11 protein-coding genes and 1 tRNA gene are annotated in these 15995 nt (G+C 69.5%); 5 read left to right on the top strand and 7 right to left on the bottom strand.

From position 1 onward, the window contains the following. Positions 1–93: 93 nt before the first annotated feature. Both G5T42_RS03900 and G5T42_RS03905 read right to left on the bottom strand, forming a co-directional pair. Positions 94–1719, bottom strand: coding sequence for an amidohydrolase (locus G5T42_RS03900; RefSeq protein WP_165125699.1), 1626 nt, complete (start codon positions 1717–1719; stop codon positions 94–96). Then, positions 1716–3170 carry an APC family permease gene (locus tag G5T42_RS03905; protein ID WP_165125702.1) on the bottom strand — a complete coding sequence of 485 codons (1455 nt, stop codon included), beginning with the start codon at positions 3168–3170 and terminating at the stop codon, positions 1716–1718. Before G5T42_RS03905 ends, G5T42_RS03900 begins: the two co-directional genes overlap by 4 nt. A 60-nt stretch (positions 3171–3230) precedes the next feature. Between G5T42_RS03905 and G5T42_RS03910 the strand changes: the two genes are divergently transcribed. Beyond that, positions 3231–4346 carry a LacI family DNA-binding transcriptional regulator gene (locus tag G5T42_RS03910; protein ID WP_165125723.1) on the top strand — a complete coding sequence of 372 codons (1116 nt, stop codon included), beginning with the start codon at positions 3231–3233 and terminating at the stop codon, positions 4344–4346. Beyond that, a complete protein-coding gene (locus tag G5T42_RS03915) occupies positions 4343–4804 on the top strand; it encodes a DUF3237 domain-containing protein (RefSeq protein ID WP_165125726.1) in 462 nt (153 codons plus the stop codon). The genes G5T42_RS03910 and G5T42_RS03915 overlap by 4 nt, the downstream gene beginning before the upstream one ends. Before the next feature lie 32 nt (positions 4805–4836). Here the strand turns inward: G5T42_RS03915 and G5T42_RS03920 are convergent, their stop codons facing one another. From G5T42_RS03920 to G5T42_RS03935, 3 genes are all read right to left on the bottom strand, one after another. Further along, positions 4837–5139 carry an SDR family oxidoreductase gene (locus G5T42_RS03920; RefSeq protein WP_165125729.1) on the bottom strand — a complete coding sequence of 101 codons (303 nt, stop codon included), beginning with the start codon at positions 5137–5139 and terminating at the stop codon, positions 4837–4839. Between the two features lie 72 nt (positions 5140–5211). Further along, positions 5212–10272, bottom strand: coding sequence for a family 78 glycoside hydrolase catalytic domain (locus G5T42_RS17955; protein ID WP_347104217.1), 5061 nt, complete (start codon positions 10270–10272; stop codon positions 5212–5214). Between the two features lie 26 nt (positions 10273–10298). Continuing rightward, entirely contained in the window at positions 10299–11573 is a 1275-nt protein-coding gene (locus tag G5T42_RS03935; protein ID WP_241245950.1) for an MFS transporter, read from the bottom strand. A gap of 169 nt (positions 11574–11742) precedes the next feature. Between G5T42_RS03935 and G5T42_RS03940 the strand changes: the two genes are divergently transcribed. Beyond that, positions 11743–12735: a LacI family DNA-binding transcriptional regulator gene (locus tag G5T42_RS03940; RefSeq protein ID WP_165125735.1), complete on the top strand. Its 993-nt coding sequence runs from the start codon at positions 11743–11745 to the stop codon at positions 12733–12735. A gap of 67 nt (positions 12736–12802) precedes the next feature. Here the strand turns inward: G5T42_RS03940 and G5T42_RS03945 are convergent. Then, positions 12803–12893: transfer RNA gene (locus tag G5T42_RS03945), tRNA-Ser, on the bottom strand. Positions 12894–13075: 182 nt separating this feature from the next. Between G5T42_RS03945 and G5T42_RS03950 the strand changes: the two genes are divergently transcribed. Then, complete coding sequence (locus G5T42_RS03950; protein WP_165125738.1) at positions 13076–14029, top strand: L-lactate dehydrogenase; 954 nt, start codon at positions 13076–13078, stop codon at positions 14027–14029. A 20-nt stretch (positions 14030–14049) separates the two neighbouring features. Here the strand turns inward: G5T42_RS03950 and G5T42_RS03955 are convergent, their stop codons facing one another. Continuing rightward, the gene (locus tag G5T42_RS03955; RefSeq protein ID WP_165125741.1) at positions 14050–14499 is read right to left on the bottom strand and encodes an SRPBCC domain-containing protein; all 450 of its coding nucleotides are present in this window, start codon (positions 14497–14499) and stop codon (positions 14050–14052) included. 58 nt (positions 14500–14557) lie between these two features. Here G5T42_RS03955 and radA point away from each other — a divergent pair, with 58 nt between their 5' ends. Further along, positions 14558–15922 carry a DNA repair protein RadA gene (gene radA, locus G5T42_RS03960; RefSeq protein ID WP_165125744.1) on the top strand — a complete coding sequence of 455 codons (1365 nt, stop codon included), beginning with the start codon at positions 14558–14560 and terminating at the stop codon, positions 15920–15922. The last annotated feature ends 73 nt before the right edge of the window (positions 15923–15995 follow it).

The following is a 15995-nucleotide window of genomic DNA, read 5'->3' on the forward strand; positions in this document are numbered from 1 at the left end:
TGACGCGTGTCCTCTCGTCTGAACAGCATGCCTGGTCGCCGACAGGAGCGCGATCCTGCAGGGGCTCGAGGAGCGACGGCCTGCGGAGCGGGTTCAGCGGAGGCTGCTGACCCGATCCACGACGGGACGCCCGTCGACGAGGGTGAGCAGGACCTCAGCGCTGCCGAGGGCGACAGGGTCGACGGTACGAGGGTCCCGATCGAGCACGGTCACGTCCGCAACGGCGCCGACCTCGAGCATCCCGCCGCGGCTCCCGATCGTCCGGTACGGCTGGGTGGTGAGACCGCGCAGCGCATCCATCGCATCCAGTGCCTGCTCCGGATGGATGGCCGCGGCATCCGCGTCGTCATGCGGGCGGCGCAGCTGCGCGTCGGCGAGGATGGCGACGGCGTCGCTCGGTGCGACCGGCCAGTCCGACCCGAGGGCGAGCGGGATGCCCGCGCGGACCAGGTCGCGGCTCCGGAAGCCGCGCGCCGCGCGCTCCTCGCCGAGCCGGCGGGACCAGTTGTCACTGCCGTCCGCCTTCGTGAACAGCGTGCAATGCGTGGGCTGCATGCTCGCCGTCGCCCGGGACCGCACGAAGACCTCGAGCGAGGCATCCGTCATCGTCTCGATGTGCTCGACCCGGTGCGTCGCGACGCCCGGGGGCAGACCGTCGATCGTGCGGACGACGAAGTCGATGCCCGCATCGCCGATCGCGTGCGTGGTCGTCGGGACTCCACGCCTGTGCAGTTCGGTCATCGCCGCGCGGTAGTGCTCGGGATCGAGCCAGAGGGAGGCGGTCGACTCGCCGAGGCAGTCGGGCTCGTGGAGCCAGGCTGTGCCGTTGTCCACCGTGCCGTCGATCATGAGCTTGACACCCTCGACGACCCACCGGCGCCCGCGCGTACCCTGCAGCGCCACGAGCCGCTCGACCTCCGCGACCGGCGTCCCGGGCTCGAACCACGGCGAGAGCCGCAGCCGGATCGGCAGATCACGATCGCCCTCGATCCGCTCCAGCAGCTCGATGGTTCCCGGCGCCAGGTCCTGCACCTGACCGGAGGTGAAGCCCGCTCGGGCCATACGCAGCAGGATCTCGTAGAGGAGCTCGGCCCGCTCTTCGAAGCTGAGCTCCGGCAGGACGCGCTCGACCAGACCGAGCGCCTGCATCTCGAGCAGGTATCCGGTCGGGCGGCCGTTCTCATCGGTGACGACGCGCGAGGCGTCCGTGAACGCCGCACCCCCCTCGACCCCGGCGATCTCCAGCGCGCGCGATGAGGCGATCGCCGCGTGCGCGTCGAACAGCCGGACGAAGGCCGGGCGTCGACCGGCGACCGAGTCCAGGAAGGCGTTCGTCACCTCTTCGTCGCCGAAGACGTTGGGGTCGAGCCCCCATCCGAGGAGCCAGTCGTCGCCTGTCAGCCTGTCGAGTTCGGCGGTGAGCGCGGCACCCACCTCGCTCAGGGTGCCGCAACGGCTGAGGTCGGCGCCGCGGGTCAGCGACAAGCCGAAGACCGGATGGATGTGGCTGTCGACGAAACCCGGCAGGATCGCCGCATCCGACAGCTCGATCACCTCGGACGACGCGTCGACGAGGGGCGTGAGCTGTTCGCGGTCGCCGAGGGCCAGGACCCGCCCGTCGGCGATCGCGATGCCTTCGGCCTCGGCCGGCGTGCGGTCGTCCTCCGCCATCGTGATCACCGTCCCGAAGATCACGATGTCCGCACGTGCCGCGTTCATGCCGCCTCCGCCGCTTCCTGCCCGCCGATGCGGGCGAAGACCTCTGGACGCCGGCGTTGGAGGTGGAGGGCATAGACCGCTCCGCCGATGAGCACCGCCGGCACGACGGCGAGGATCACCTCGTTGACGGCTGAACCGGCGGCCGTCAGGTAGTCGATCGTGATCACGAGAACGGCCAGCAGGGCGGCCATCGCCACGATCGAGAAGATCGCCGCCGGCAGGACGTACGGCTTCCTGGGCAGATGGCGGTTCTTCAGGATGAAGATCAGCACCGAGATGGAGGCGAGCAGCTGCAGCGTGATGATGCCGTAGACGCCGGGCGAGTTGACGAGGATCACGAGCTGTGTCAGCGGATCGAGGCCCGCCGTGCCGAACGCGATCACGACGACGATCGCGACGGCGGTCTGCAGCAGGCCCGCCATCCACGGGGCGCCGGTGCGGTTGGTCCGTCCGAAGAAGCCCGGCAGAATGCGGTCGCGCGAAAGCGCGTAGCTGTACCGGTTGATCGCGTTGTGGAAGGCGAGCTGCCCCGCGAAGATGCTCGTCACGATCAGGATGAACATCGCGGCCACGCCCCAGTCGCCGACGTACTGACCCATGGCCGTGAAGAAGAACGCTGCCGGGTCTTCGGCGATGACGGCCTGCACCTGCGCGTCGCCGAAAGCCTGGATCACGAGCCACAGCGTGCCGGTGTAGAAGATGGCCAGGAACGCGACGGAGATGTAGGTCGCTCGCGGGATCGACCGCTCGGGGTTCTTGGTCTCGTTGCGGTACAGCACCGTGGATTCGAAGCCCATGAAGGCGGCGAAGCCGAAGCCCAGGATCGCGAACATCGACGGCGTGAAGACGTTCCCGGGCGCGAACGTACCGAATTCCAGTTCGCCGGCGCGCTGGGTCAGGATGCCGATCGCGAGGATGACCAGCAGGACGGTCTCGAGCACGAGGAGGACGCCCAGCACCTTCGCCCCGACATCCACCCCCGCGGCGGCGAGTGCGAACACCAGGACCGCCCCGATCACGGCGACCACCCACCACTGGATGTCTATGCCGAACACCGTGGCGAGCATCCCCTGCGCCATCACCCCGAAAAGACCCCAGAGTCCGATCTGCAGCACGTTGTACGACACCCAGGCGAGGAAGCCGGCGGCGAGTCCGACCACCTTGCCGAGGCCGACCGCGATGTAGGTGTAGAAGCCGCCCATCGCGGTGAGGTTCTTGGCCATGTACAGGAAGCCGATGGCGAAGATCGCGAGGACGACACCGGCGATCGCGTACACGAGCGGGGCGGAGACGCCGCCGATCAGGACGGCAAGGGGTCCGATTCCGGCGAGGACGCTCAGCGGTGCGGCGGCGGAGATGACCAGGAAGACGACTCCCCACGTGCTCAGCGCCGCCTTCTTGAGCGATCCGGTCTTGGGCGCCTCGTCGAGGAGGGTCGAGTCCAAAGTCATGTGCAACTCCTGTGGTGAATGACTTCTCAGCGGTCGGGCGCCGCCGTCTGTTGAAAGAGTGTGCACTACGATCGGCCGCTTGCGCAATCGATTGTGCAAGAATGCTCAGGAATCGTCCGCCTAGTATCGCTCGCGGGGAGGAGTCCGATGGCTGCCACGCGTCCGGCCACACTGCAAGAGGTGGCCGACCTCTCCGGAGTGTCACGAGGGACGGCATCCCGAGCTCTCACCGGTGTCGGCCGCGTCTCGGCCGAGACCCGCGCGCGGGTGATCGCAGCCGCCGCTTCGCTGAGCTATTCGACGAACAGCGGCGCGCGAAACCTGCGTCGGGCCCGGGCCGGATCGATCGGCCTGTGGCTTCCGCGGGGGCTGAGGTTCATGGACTACTACATGAACTTCGCGTTCGGCGTCGCCGAGAGCACGCAGGACCGCGAGCTGACCGTCTCGCTCATCTCGGGCGATTTCCCCCCGGCGAAGGCGAACAGCATCCACGTCGACGGCTTCGTGATGGCGGACGTCGACGGGGGCGACGAGCTCGCCCGTGCCATCCTCTCCTCCGGCCGGCCGGTCGTGACTTCCGAACTCGTCCCGCCCGGGATGCCGCAGCCCACCGCCACGGTGGCAGCCGATCATCAGACGGCGACACGGATGCTGCTGGGCGGCCTCCGCGCGGGCGGTGCCGGCTCGATCGCCGTGCTCACGCCGACCGTCGACCAGATGTGGGTCGTCGGCGTGAACGACGCTGCCGGAGCCTGGTCTGCCGAAACCGGAGTGCCTCTGAGACTCGTCCCGCTGGACGGCATCCCGACCGCCCCGCAGATTCAGCGCATCATCGGCGATCTGATCACGACGACGCCCGACATCGACGCGATCGTCTGCATTCCGGAGGGCCTCGGCGTCGGCATCCTGTCCGCCCTGCGCGAGTTGGGACGCAGCGTGCCCGAAGACATCCAGGTGGTGTCGTTCGTCGACAACGCGACGCTGCCGATCGTCCAGCCGCCGATCTCCGCGCTCGACCTGCGGCCGCGCGAGGCGGGCCTGCGCGCCGGCGAACTGCTGATCTCGCTGATCGAGGGCGAACACGAAGCCACCTCGGCGCCCACCCGGATCGAGTGGTTCGACGTCGTCTATCGCGAGCGCGAGTCCACCCGCCGCGCCCAGAGGACAGCGCCATGACCGTCGACCCGCCCGTGCCGTCGCTCGAGTACGCGTTCGAGGTCGTCGCCGACCTGGGGCCGCTGGAGGATCACGGGATGACGCGGGCCGGGCACCGTCGCATCATCCCGGTCGTGGGGGGCTCGATCCGCGGTGCGTTCACCGGCAAGATCCTCCGCGGTGGCGCCGACTGGCAGACGGTGCGGCCGGACGGATCGATCGAGATCGACGGCCGGTACAGCGCTCGGGCCGACGACGGGTCGCTCCTCTACATCCGCGCGCGCGGCGTGCGCAGCGGCGACCCGGCCGTGCTCGAAGCACTGCTCGGCGGGGCCGACGTCGACCCGGCCGCCTATTACTTCCGCGCAGCGCTCACGCTCGAGTCGGCCGATCACCCCGAATTCGAGAGCTCGGTGTACGTCGCGTCGTACGTCCGCGAGGCGAATCGGGTCCGCTACGTCGCCTACCGCGTCAGCTGACCCGGCTCGCCGGCCGCGTCACCTGACCCGGCTCACCTCAGCGAGCGGCCGAAGCCTCCGCGTAGGCAGATGCCCACCGCACCGATGTGGAGCAGGTAGTACGCGCGGCGCACGCAGCGCTCCACGTCCTGGTAGTCGGTGAGGTCGTCGAAGATCACCTCGAGGTTCTCCATGTCCTCGTAGCGGCGGATCACCTCCCGGTCTCGTCCGGTCGGAAGCACCAGCGCGATCACCTCGAATCGGTCCGCCCGTTGGCGGAACTCCTCGAGGACCTTGCGTCCCCAGTTCCCGGCGGCGCCGGTGAGGAAGACGCGTGTGCGCGAGTCGGGGTTCATACGCGGTCTCCTTGGGTTCACGTCTGCTTCTTCGGGCGCATGCCCGAAGCTATCGGCGCTGGAGCGCGATGCTCAGGGAGTGAGGCTGAGCGCGACGAGCCGGTCCAGGGCGTCTTCGGGGATCTCGACGCCGGGGAATCGGGCGAACTGTCCCATGGGCATCGACTCGACCATCTTGAGCATGTGGCCGTTGTCCTCGGCGGCGGCCATCTGCTCTGGAGTCGCGTTGGCCATCATCGCCTGCATGAGCGCCGGTCCAACGGTCGGGTGGCCGAACCACTGCGCGACGGTCGAGTCCAAGGTGAGCGGCTCCGGCCGATCCGTGTCGCCCTCGAGGTCCAGCGGAACGGAGTCCACGATCTCGGCGGACGACCGCCCGAGCTCGATCCCGTAGGTCCCCGGCTGCACGCGCCAGCGGTCCTTGACGGTGTCCCAGTACGCGAACGCCCGGCGATCCACCGCCAGCTCGACAGTTCGCACTTCGCCCGGCTCGAGGTGCACCTTCTGGAACGCGGCGAGCTCCCGTACCGGCCGCCGCACCGGCGACGGCGGGGGCGCTACGTAGACCTGGACGACGTCGGCGCCGGCGACCGGCCCGGCGTTGCGCACTGTGACACGGACGGCCGCGCTGTCGGACCCGGTCATGACGACCTCGAGTGCTTCATGGGTGAACGTCGTGTAGGACTGGCCGTGCCCGAACGGGTACCGGACCGGTTGCTCAGCGGAGGTGTAGTACCGGTAGCCGACGAAGACGCCCTCGCCGTAGCGGACGATCTCGTTCTCTCCCGGGAAGTTGAGGAAGGAGGGGTTGTCCTGCAGCCGGAAGGGGATGGACTCGGCCAGTCGGCCGGACGGGTTCACCGCCCCTGTGAGGATGTCGGCGAGGGCTCCGCCGACGGCCTGCCCTAGCGCCCAGCCTTCGACGATGGCGTCGACGGAGTCGTGCCACGGCTCGAGCGTGACGACACCGCCGTTGGAGAGCACCACGACGGTGCGACCGGCGCGCCCGGCGACTGCCTCGATCAGAGCGACGTGGTCGGCCGGAAGGTCGATGTCCGTCCGGTCGAAGCCTTCGGACTGGTCCCTCTCGGAGAGCCCGACGAAGACGACGGCGACGTCCGCGGCCGCGGCCGTCTCGGCGGCTTCTTCGCGCAGCCGTGCCCCATCGAGGTCGCCGTCGCGGTCGCCGGGATATCCAGGCGAGTACGAGACGTTCTCCTCCCCCAGCGCCGCACGGAGCTCGGCGAGAGGGATGTCGAGCCGGGTCGGGTTGACGTGGGAGCTGCCGCCGCCCTGATACTGCGGCTCGGCGGCCAGGACGCCGAGCACGGCCACCTTCTGCCCTGCCCGCAGCGGCAGTGTCCGGTCCTCGTTGCGGAGGAGCACGACACCAGCGGCTGCCGCCCGTCGGGCCAGCGCGTGGTGCGCCTCCTCGTCGAAGGTCGATGGTTCTTGAGACAGCCGGGTGCGGTCGGCGAGGTTCGCCACTCGTGCGGCGGCGCGTTCGACGACGTCGCGGTCGAGGCATCCGTCGCGGAGCGCCTGGAGGATCGCGTCGGTGCCGTCATCACCGGTGCCGGGCATCTCGAGGTCGAGCCCGGCGCGCAGCGCCTCGACGCGGTCCTTGATGGCGCCCCAGTCGGAGACGACCAACCCGTCGAAGCCCCATTCGTCGCGGAGAAGCTCGGTGAGCAGCCACCGGTTCTCGGACGCGAACACGCCGTTGATGGCGTTGTACGAGCTCATCACCGACGTGGGCGCCGCCTCCTTCACGACCCGCTCGAAGGCGGGCAGGTAGATCTCGCGGAGGGTGCGCGGGTCGACCTCGGCGCTGACCCGCATACGGTCGGTCTCCTGGTTGTTCACCGCGAAGTGCTTCAGCGAGGTGCCGACGCCGGTGGATTGCACGCCGTGCACGTACTCGGCAGCGAGGATGCCCGTGAGCAGCGGGTCTTCGGCGAGGTACTCGAAGGTACGGCCGCCCAGCGGCGACCGCTTGATGTTGATCGCCGGGCCGAGGAGCACGTTCACGCCGAGCGCCCGGGCCTCCTCTCCCAGTGCGACCCCGACTTCGCGGATCAGCGCGGGGTCCCACGTGGATCCCATGGCGACACCCGGGGGGAAGCAGGTCGAAGGCAGCGAGTCGTTGAATCCGAGGTTGTCGGCGGCGCCGTCCTGTCGGCGCACACCGTGCGGACCGTCCACCATCACGATCGACGCCACTCCCGCGCTGTCGCGGGTCGACCAGAAGTCACGGCCCGAGAGCAGCGCCGCCTTCTCGCTCAGCTCGCCGTCGTCCGCCGTCGGCTGCGGAGCGGTGTAGATGTCGGCGGGAATCTCCTCGCCGGCGTTCAGCGCGGCGAAGCCCCGCTCGAGGTCGGCTAGCACCGCGGCCGGATCGGGCAGCATGCCGGTGATCTGGCGCGGGGTGACCTCGTCCTGCCCGCGCAGACCGCCCGACATGTGCTCGGCCGCGCCCGGCACCCACTTGGCGATGACACCGGTGAGCACCTTCAGCGCCGGCTTGTGGTCGGCGATGTCGGCCATGCGCGAGTCGACCGTGAACTCGCGCGCCGATTCCTCATCGACCTCGAACGGCTCGGTCCACTCGTGCGCGCCCGCCGTCACCTCGAGGGCTCGTCCCGACGGAAGCACGACGTCGGCGGTGACACCCACCGGGATCGTCGCCGAGACGTGGAGCTGGCCGTCGGCCAGATCCCACCCGGCGGTCGCGGTGCCGTACGGGGTCAGAAGGGTGGCGCGCGCGGAGGTGAGGCCCAGGCGCGGGGGCTGGGGAGCCACACGGATGCGTCGATAGCCCGGCGCCGCAGGCGCGAGGCCGGCCACGACGCGGTGCATCCAGTCGGCGACCGCCCCGAAGGCGTAATGGTTGAACGAGGTCATGCCGCCGGGGTTGACGGTCCCGTCGGGCAGCAGGGAATCCCACCGCTCCCAGATGGTGGTGGCACCGTGCTCGACGGTGTACAGCCAGGACGGGGCATCCGTCTGCAGCAGCAGCCGGTACGCGACGCCCGCGTGACCGTTCGCGCTGAGCGCATCGGTGACGATCGGGGTGCCGATGAACCCGGTCGCGATCTTGTAGCCGTTCCCTGCCACGATCTCCGCCAGCCGATCCGCGGCGCGCTGCCGCTGATCGGCGTCCGCGATGAGATCGAAGCTCAGCGCGAGGGCGTAGGCGGTGGCCGAGTCGGACAGCAGCCGCCCCGAGGGCGAGACGTACTCGCGAACGAACGCCTCCTTGACCTCATCAGCGAGCGCACCGTATCTCTCCGCCTCGTCGGTACGTGCGAGGAGGGCCGCGGCGTCGGCCACGATGCGCGAGGACCGGGCGAAGTAGGCCGTGGCGACGATCTCGGGATAGGTCTGCGCCTGTTCGGGGCGGTTGGCCGGCGCCGTGGGGTCGAGCCAATCGCCGAACTGGAAGCCGGCGCTCCATACCCGGTCCGGTCCCGCGGCTGCGGTGACTTCGTCGACCCAGGCGGCCATGCTGTCGAACTGGGACTCGAGGACGCCGAGATCGCCATAGGCCTGATAGATCGTCCACGGCACCACTGTCGCGGCATCCGCCCATCCGGCGGTGGGTCCGGTGTAGCCGGTGACGATCGCGGGCACGACCATCGGCGTGCCGCCGTACTTCTTCTGCTCCGCGGCGAGGTCTTTCAGCCACGAGACGAGGAAGCCGGCCGAGTCGTAGAGGTAGGCCGCCGTGGGGGCGAACACCTGCAGATCACCGGTCCAGCCGAGCCGCTCGTCGCGCTGGGGGCAGTCGGTGGGGATGTCGACGAAGTTCCCCTTCATCCCCCACACCACGTTCTCGTGCAGCCGGTCCACCAGCGCGTTGTCGGTCTCGAACCAGCCGGTGCGGAGCAGATCGGAGTGCATGACCTCAGCGGTCACGGCTGCGGGATCGAACTCGCCCGGCCAGCCGGTGACCTCGGCGTACCGGAAGCCGTGGAACGTGAACCGGGGCGCCCACGTCTCCTCGCCGTCGCCGGCGAGCGTGTAGGTGTCGGTCGCCTTGGCTCCCCGCAGGGGTTCGACCGCGAGCTCACCGTGCTCGAGGACCTCCGCGTGCCGGAGGGTGATCGTCGTGCCGGCCTCGCCCGAGACCGTGATTCGCAGCCGGCCGACGAGGTTCTGCCCGAAGTCGAGGATCGTGGTGCCCGATGGGGAGACCAGCACGTTCTGCACCGCGCGGGTTTCGACGACTCGTACGGGCGGCCCATCGGGTGCGACGAGCGCCACGTCACTCAGCTCGCGCACCGCGACCGCAGTCCACCCGTCCAGGTGCGCGTCGATCGCCGACCATGCCGGGTCGAACTCCCGGGCGTCGTAATCCTCACCGTCGTAGAGGTCGGCGGCCTGGATCGGGCCGGTGCCGGCCAGCCAGTCCGAACCGGAGGCGACGGTCTGGCGGGTGCCGTCGGCGTAGTCGATCTCCAGCTGGACGAGCACGCCGAGGTCCGAGCCGTAGAGCGCCTTCTTGCCACCCCAGCCGAGATGGCCGCGCCACCACCCGTCGCCGAGCCACGCGCCGACGACGTTGTGTCCGGCCTGAACGAGATCCGTCACGTCGTAGGTGCTGTATCGAAGCCGCGACTCGTACGCGGTCCAGCCTGGTGCGAGCTCGTCGTCGCCGACCCGCCTCCCATTGAGCTCGAGCTGGAACAGGCCGTGACCCGTGGCGTAGACCCGCGCCCGGACCACCTGGGCCCGTTCGACGGCGGTGAAGGATCCGCGCACGAGCGGCGACGCGATGGCCGAATCCGCCGGACCGATCATCTGAGCGGACCAGTCGGATGCCTCGAGCAGACCGGCCTCGACGGTCGCCCAGTCGCTCCATCCACTGGTGGACCCGTCGTGGCCGTGCACGCGCACACGGACCTCCCGCCGCTCCCGCGAACGCAGCGCATCGAACGGCCACGGTACGAGCACGGACTCGCCAGCATCGATGCGGATGCTCTCACCGTCACGTTGCTGAACCTCGTAGGCGGCCTGCGCCCAGCCCTCCGGGGCATCCGCCGTGATCCACGACAGTCGGGGTGCGGCTTCGCCGATGCCGAGGGCATCGCGGTGGTGCTCGAATCGGACGGGCGTGACGGTGAGAGACATCGGCGACGGGCTTTCTTCGAGAGGTGTCAGCGGACGGAGCGGATGCGGAGTACGACGGCGCCCGCGAGGACCACGGAGACCGCGGCGACGATGAACAGCAGCGTGTAGTTGCGCTCATCGCCGGTGACGCCGATGAGCAGGATCCCGGAAGCGACGAGCGGGGCGATCGACTGCGGGATGGAGGTGGCGAATCCGGTGATTCCCATGAAGCGGCCGGCGTCCGTCTCCCGCTCGGGAAGCACGTCCAGCAGCAGCGCCTGGTCGACCGCGGCGAACAGGCCCAGTCCGACCGAGGCGATGAGCGACCCGGTGATGAGCAGGGCCAGGCCAGGGGCGAACGCCTGCAGCAGCATCCCGACCGCCATGATCAGGCCGCCCAGCAGCACGAACAGACGGCGTCGCTTGAGACGGTCGGAGAGGAAGCCGCCGCCGATCGCCCCCAACGTCACGGCGAGGATGCCGCCCAGGCTCAGTGTCGCGATGATGCCGGCGACGGACTCCACGGCGATGCCGAGCCGGTCGGCGAAGAAGAAGGCCGTGTACGTCGTGTTCAGGGTGATGCCGGTGAAGAAGAGGAAACGGCTCAGCCAGTTCCACGAGAAGTCGGGGTGCTTGCGCGGGTTGTAGACGTACTTCGACAGGAGTTGGAGGACAGTGATGGGGTCCTTCGGCAGCGGACGGCTGTCGTCCTCATGAACGAGCGTGACGAACAGCAGGACGAACAGCACTCCCACCGCACCGGGGACCAGGAAGAGAAGCAGGGGGTCGCCGGTGAAGAACTGCGCGAGGATCACGCCGAACACCGGGGCGATCTGAGTCGCGAAGCTCGTCAACCCGGCCACCTTGCCCCGCTGCGACTCGGGCAGGCGGTCGGCGGTGGAGATCTGCAGGTTGCTGAGCGTCGTGCCCCAGCCCCACTGGGCGAGGATCCAGCCGAGCCCCACGACGAGGACGTTCGGTGCGACGGCCATCACGACCAGCGAGAGCACGCCCACGAGCATGCCGCCGATCATGAAGGGCCGGCGACGTCCGATCCGCGTGCGGGTGCGGTCGCTCCAGATCCCCATGAACGGCGAGGTGAGCATCACGAAGAGGGCGCCCGCGCCGGTGATGAACCCCAGATACTCGGGATGACCAGGTGCCAGCGTGTTGACCCGGATCGTGAGCGAGATCGCCAGCGGAGTGATGAAGGCCATGAAGACGCCGAACTGCGCCAGCACCATGAACCAGATGTAGCGAGCGCCCACCTTGGGCAGCTCGGGAGCGGCGCGTGCCGCCTCGTCGAGCTCGACAGCGTTCACCGTCGGCGGCGGCAGGGTCGCAGGGAGAGGTGTGATGAGCGGTTCATCGTTGGTGGTAGGGCACATCGGGCGGACTCCATTGTCGGGTTCGATTGCTAGCGCGTGCTAGTGGCTGCTCAGGATGCTACGTTATCTGCACTAGCGCGCGCAAGTCCAAAGGAGGGACAGGATGCCGAGCCCGACGACCAAACGAGTCACAGCGGCCGATGTCGCCCGGTCGCTGGGCCTGTCTCGCGCCACCGTCGGGTTCGTGCTCAATGACACTCCCGGCCAGACCATCCCCGCTGCCACCCGGAACCGCGTGCTGGCGGAGGCCAAGCGGCTCGGCTACCGCGCGAACAGCGCTGCGCAGGCCCTCGCGAGCGGGAAGAGCCGGATCATCCTTCTCGTGCTGCCCGACTGGCCGCTGGACTACAGCATGCGCACGCACCTCGACGAGGCATCGCTCGCGCTCGACGAGGCGGGCTATTCGCTGGTCACGATGACCCCTCACCCCGGCGGGCAGGCGCGGCCGCTGTGGGAGACCCTGCGTCCGGACGTCGTCATCGGCATGGCCCCGTTCACGCGCGAGCAGCTCGACGAGATCCGCGGCAGTGGAGTGCAGCAGATCATCCCGCCGGTCGCCGCGGGCGAGGAGGGCGCTGTCGGCGACCTCGGATTCGCCGAAGGTCCGCGACTGCAGGTCGAGCATCTTCTCGGAAGCGGACGCAGAAGACTGGCGTTCGCAGGGTCCGCCGACCCGCGGATCACGGACCTCGTCACGCAACGATGCGAGCTCGCCCGTCGGACCCTGTCGACGCAGACCGGCGCTGAGTTCGTCGCCGAGGCCACCATCACCGAGGAGAACGCCGCCCAGACTCTGCACGCCTGGATGGACCGAGGCGTCGATGGGGTTGTGGCCTACAACGACGACATCGCGGCGATCGTGCTGAGCGCCGCGTTGCGGTCGGCCATCCCCGTCCCCGAACGCCTCGCGATCGTCGGCCACGACGACACCCCGCTCGCCGCTCTTCTCGTACCGTCGCTCTCTACGGTGCGAGTCGACAACGCGGGGCTCGGTCGGTTCCTGGCCGAGCTCGCTCTCAGCGCAGCGACCGGCTCCGCTCCGCCGCTCGCCGGCCCCGAGACCGACGCCTACCTCGTGGTCCGCGAGACGACCTAGAGGTCCCGATGGCGCTGGGCACCAGTGCTGCGGGCAAAAGAAAACCCCTGCTATGCAGGGGTTCTCATGGCGGTGACGGTGGGATTTGAACCCACGGTAGGGGGTTACCCTACACAACTTTTCGAGAGTTGCACCTTCGGCCGCTCGGACACGTCACCGCCGAAGAGTTTACGTCACGCCGCGCGGCATCGCGAATCGGCGCCGCAGGCGGTCTCCGTCATCAAGAACGGAGACGGATGCCGCCGCCCGCGGGCTGCGGCATCCCTCCGCTCTCTCGACGTGGAGACGGTGCGCTCACCGGCCCTGGCATGCCGCGCGGGCCCACTGCCAGACTGACGGCATGAGCGTGATCGAGAACTCGAAGGTGACCGTCGTCGGAGCGGGAAGCGTCGGCTCGAGCGCCGCGTACGCCGCGCTTATCCGCGGGTCGGCACGCCACGTCGCCCTCTACGACATCGCGACCGAGAAGGTCGAGGCCGAAGTGCTCGACCTCGCGCACGGCACGCAGTTCACGGGGTCGAGCGACATCATCGGGGGCAGCGACCTCTCGGTCGTCGAAGGCTCGCACGTCGTCGTCATCACGGCCGGCGCCAAGCAGAAGCCGGGTCAGACGCGCATCGAACTCGCCGGTGTCAATGCCGGCATCATCCGCTCGATGATGCCGCAGCTCCTCGAGGCTGCGCCCAACGCCGTCTACGTCATCGTGACGAACCCGTGCGACGTGCTCACGGTGCTCGCGCAGGAGGCGACGGGGCTTCCGCCCGAGCGGATCTTCGCGTCGGGCACCGTGCTCGACACCTCTCGCCTCCGCTGGCTGCTCGGGAAGCGCGCGGGCGTCTCGACGAGCAGCGTACACGCCTACATCGTCGGCGAGCACGGTGACACCGAGTTCCCCATGTGGTCGGCCGCGACGATCGGCACGGTGCCGATCCTCGAATGGAAGAACCACGGACACCCGCCGATGACGGTCGACGAGCTCGACGCGATCGCCGTCGACGTACGGGACGCCGCGTACAAGGTCATCCAGGGCAAGGGCGCGACCAACTACGCGATCGGCCTGTCGACGGCGCGGATCATCGAAGCGATCCTCAACGACGAGCACGCGGTCATGCCGGTGTCGACGGTGCTGAACGACTTCCACGGCGTCGACGGCGTGGCGCTGTCGGTGCCGTCGATCGTCAGCGCGTCGGGTGCCATGCCGATCCGCGAGACGCGGTTCTCGCCGAGCGAGCTCGGGCTGCTGCGACGCTCGGCGGACGCCCTGCGGGACGTCGCCACGTCGCTGCGCGCCTGAGCGCCGCCCGACCCGCTCCGTCAGCTCAGCTCGCGGGCGAGGTTCGCGAGCGACGACGCCATGCCGTGGGCATGGTCCTGCGGATCGATGCCCGTCGGCACGTCCGTGGCCTCGACGGTGACGAGGGTTCCCTCGCTGTGCCGCTCGAACGTCCACGTCATCGTCATCGTGCCGGCGAAGGCGGGATCGTCGGACGGAAAATCGATCTCCTCGACGATCCGGTGGGGGCGGCTGACTTCGACGCGACGCACCTCCGCGATGTCGGATCCCTCGGATGCCTTCCCGCCGCCTTCGGGCGGCTCGTCGTACGTGAGCACGAGCCGGTATCCGGCCTCGGCGTCGAATCGATCGAAGCGGCCGGTCATGCCCTCGGGCGGCAGCCACGCGAGCATCCTCTCCGGTTCTGTGAAGGCGACGAAGACCTCGTCAGGTGCCGCGGCGACGAGCCGAGAGGCGGAATCCACGCGCATGGCGTCACCCTACGCCGAGCCGCGGACGGATGTCGCGACCCGCGATTAGCCTGAGGGGATGGCGACCCGAAGGCCCACGACCGCGCCCTACCGGTGCACCGAGTGCGGATGGACGACGGTCAAGTGGGTGGGCCGCTGCGGCGAGTGCCAGCAGTGGGGCACGGTCGTCGAGGCCGCCGAGCAGACCGGCATCGTCCGGTCGATCACGCCGGTCTCGCCGTCGGCCGACCGCGCGGCGCGCCCCATCACGCAGCTCACGACGAGCGAGGCGCCGCGACGCACGACGGGGGTCGGCGAGTTCGACCGCGTGCTGGGCGGCGGGCTCGTGCCGGGCGCCGCCATCCTGCTCTCCGGCGAGCCGGGTGTCGGCAAGTCGACTCTCCTCCTCGAGGTCGCGGCGCAGTCCGCGCGTGCGGGCCGCCGCGTGCTCTACGCGTCGGCCGAGGAGTCCACGGCGCAGGTGCGCCTCCGCGCCGAGCGGACCGGTGCGCTGCACGACGAGCTGTATCTCGCGAGCGAGATCGATCTCGCGACGATCCTCGGCCACGTCGACGAGGTGCGCCCCGACCTTCTCATCGTCGACTCCGTGCAGACGGTGTCGTCGGCGATGTCCGATGGCACGGCCGGTCACCCGTCGCAGGTGCGGGAGGTGGCATCCACCCTCATCCGCATCGCGAAGGATCGCGGACTTCCCGTCGTCATCGTCGGCCACGTGACGAAGGACGGCTCGATCGCCGGTCCGCGCATCCTCGAGCACCTCGTCGACGTCGTGTGCCATTTCGAAGGCGATCGGCAGACGTCGCTGCGCTTCGTGCGCGCGCTCAAGAACCGCTTCGGGCCGACGGATGAGGTCGGATGCTTCGACATGACCGGCGAGGGCATCGCCGAGGTGCCCGACCCCAGCGCGCTCTTCCTCGGCCGCGGCAGCCCGGAGCCCGGCACGTGCGTCGCGATCGCCCTGGAGGGTCGGCGGGCGCTGCCGGTGGAGGTGCAGGCGCTCACGATCCGCACATCGGCGCCGAACCCGCGGCGGATCGTCAACGGGGTCGACGGTGCGCGCGTGGCGATGGTGCTCGCGGTGCTCGAGAAGAAAGCGGGCATCGTCACGAGCGACCAGGACGTCTACGTCTCGACGGTCGGCGGGGTGCGGTTCACCGAGCCCGCGGCCGACCTCGCGATCGCGATCGCGATCGCCTCCTCCGTCAGCAACCGGTCGACGCCTCGCACGCTCGCAGCGATCGGCGAGCTGAGCCTCGCGGGCGAGGTGCGGCCGGTCACGCAGGCTCCGCAGCGGCTCAGTGAGGCTGCGCGCATGGGCTACACCGTCGTGATCGACAACCGCTCGAACACTCTCCGTGGCGCTCTCGACGACGTACGCGTCCGCGTCACGGCTGGTCCGGCCGCGGACGTCCCGGCGTTCTGACACGGCGCTGCCCGAGGACGGCGACGTGGCATTCCACGCTGATGCTCGCCCCCTACGCTGGGGTGATGCGCCC

The sequence above is a fragment of the Microbacterium sp. 4R-513 genome, from assembly GCF_011046485.1.
In the GTDB taxonomy this organism is placed as follows: domain Bacteria; phylum Actinomycetota; class Actinomycetes; order Actinomycetales; family Microbacteriaceae; genus Microbacterium.

Coding starts and splice junctions, on each gene's coding strand:
- G5T42_RS03920 (WP_165125729.1), bottom strand. CDS start 5,139: ATGAACCCCGACTCGCGCACACGCGTCTTCCTCACCGGCGCCGCCGGG.
- G5T42_RS03955 (WP_165125741.1), bottom strand. CDS start 14,499: ATGCGCGTGGATTCCGCCTCTCGGCTCGTCGCCGCGGCACCTGACGAG.
- G5T42_RS17955 (WP_347104217.1), bottom strand. CDS start 10,272: ATGTCTCTCACCGTCACGCCCGTCCGATTCGAGCACCACCGCGATGCC.
- G5T42_RS03905 (WP_165125702.1), bottom strand. CDS start 3,170: ATGACTTTGGACTCGACCCTCCTCGACGAGGCGCCCAAGACCGGATCG.
- G5T42_RS03950 (WP_165125738.1), top strand. CDS start 13,076: ATGAGCGTGATCGAGAACTCGAAGGTGACCGTCGTCGGAGCGGGAAGC.
- G5T42_RS03940 (WP_165125735.1), top strand. CDS start 11,743: ATGCCGAGCCCGACGACCAAACGAGTCACAGCGGCCGATGTCGCCCGG.
- radA (WP_165125744.1), top strand. CDS start 14,558: ATGGCGACCCGAAGGCCCACGACCGCGCCCTACCGGTGCACCGAGTGC.
- G5T42_RS03900 (WP_165125699.1), bottom strand. CDS start 1,719: ATGAACGCGGCACGTGCGGACATCGTGATCTTCGGGACGGTGATCACG.
- G5T42_RS03915 (WP_165125726.1), top strand. CDS start 4,343: ATGACCGTCGACCCGCCCGTGCCGTCGCTCGAGTACGCGTTCGAGGTC.